Source organism: Caenibacillus caldisaponilyticus (genome assembly GCF_002003465.1).
GTDB lineage: Bacteria > Bacillota > Bacilli > Bacillales > Sporolactobacillaceae > Caenibacillus > Caenibacillus caldisaponilyticus.
In genome coordinates this window covers 1-1,353 of sequence record NZ_BDDQ01000109.1, presented here as the reverse complement: position 1 = coordinate 1,353, position 1,353 = coordinate 1, and the positions used below count along the sequence as shown (strand labels likewise).

Below are 1,353 nucleotides of genomic sequence, written 5' to 3'. Positions count from 1 at the left end.
TTTGAACTTTCAAGCTGCCAGAAGAGCCTTATTCGAATTTATAGAAGGCTGGTACAATCGGAAACGGATTCATAGCTGCTTGGGCTATATGACGCCACAAGAAACAGAAGACAGTATCAAAGGGGCAGCGTAGTGCTCTTCACAATTTTACAAGCATCCGCTTTACATGGAGTGGCGGGTGTGGCAGGCTTGTTTGCCATGCGAAAGAAATCATTGCCCCTTTCGCCCTTCGCATAACACCACGCCCGCAGAGGCTCCATGTCAAGCGACCAGCGATGTCATGAAAAATATGGCATGAGATCAAAATTAAATTTCACTTATTGGTGTCCAAAATATTGACTTAAATCCACATAGGCATTAACACATTAATCGGCCCTAATGCCATATTCCCCACAGTTGCCAATATCAACATCCATAGCATGGTACGATTCACGGACAACCATCGAAAACCTTCGCGCATATCAATGATGATTTCCTTTAATCCATCCAATCCCCGTTTATATTGCGTCCTCAATTTATGGATCGGTTGATAAGCCACCAACTGAATAAAAAATAGAGCGATCACAAAACTGAGTGTGTCAAATGCAATGGCTGCAGCAACACCAAGGAAAACGACAATGGTACCCCCTAATAGAGCGCCAAACAAATTGGCCATTTCTCTTGATGTAGAAAAAAACGAATTCGCGATCATTAATTGATCTTTGTCCACAATATGAGGTAACCAAGCCCTCTGTGAAGGGAAAAACAATAAGGACCCTAAGGATAGAAAGAAAGTAAGGATATATAGCAACGCCAATGAAAAGAATCCGAAAATGATCGATAATGCCAGGATACCCGTTATGAATATTTGCGACAAAATCGCGATTTGCATGAGTCGTTTACGATGATATCGATCGACTATAACCCCAAAAAACGGGCCAAGCAAAACATCAGGCAAAAATTTAGTCACCATAATAAGACCAACTTGCAAGCTTGATCCGGTTTGACTAAAAACATGCCAAGCGATTGCAAGTTGGTAAAAGGAATCGATGATGTATAAAAGTTTGTGTAAAGCATTTTGCTAGACCAAAAGAAAAAAGGTAGGGTATTCTCTGATTTAGCCATAACACATTCCAGAGAAAGGAGTACCCTACCTATGTCTAAAAGAAGTATACCGAATGTCGACTGGGCAAATCAACTGGAAAGTGTTATTCGTCAATTTGTGAAAGAAAAATTAGAGCTGATTATGCGGGAAGAAATGAAAAATTTCCTCGAAATCGAACAGGCTGGAACACCGAATATGAGAAACGGCTACTATCAGCGAAATCTAGATACGCAATATGGCCGGATTGAGGGTCTTTTGGTTCCAAGAGA

3 protein-coding genes are annotated in these 1,353 nt (G+C 41.0%); 2 read left to right on the top strand and 1 reads right to left on the bottom strand.

The window, feature by feature from the left end; all coding sequences use genetic code 11:
* Window positions 1-133: IS3 family transposase (locus CCB157_RS17475; RefSeq protein ID WP_158077367.1), on the top strand; the 133-nt coding region annotated here is incomplete at its 5' end.
* A 207-nt stretch (window positions 134-340) separates the two neighbouring features.
* Here CCB157_RS17475 and CCB157_RS16510 read toward each other — a convergent pair.
* Window positions 341-1,006 carry an MFS transporter gene (locus CCB157_RS16510; RefSeq protein ID WP_238594753.1) on the bottom strand — a complete coding sequence of 222 codons (666 nt, stop codon included), beginning with the start codon at window positions 1,004-1,006 and terminating at the stop codon, window positions 341-343.
* Window positions 1,007-1,135: 129 nt separating this feature from the next.
* Here CCB157_RS16510 and CCB157_RS16505 point away from each other — a divergent pair.
* On the top strand, window positions 1,136-1,353 hold a 218-nt coding region (locus tag CCB157_RS16505), incomplete at its 3' end, for a transposase (RefSeq protein WP_077616905.1).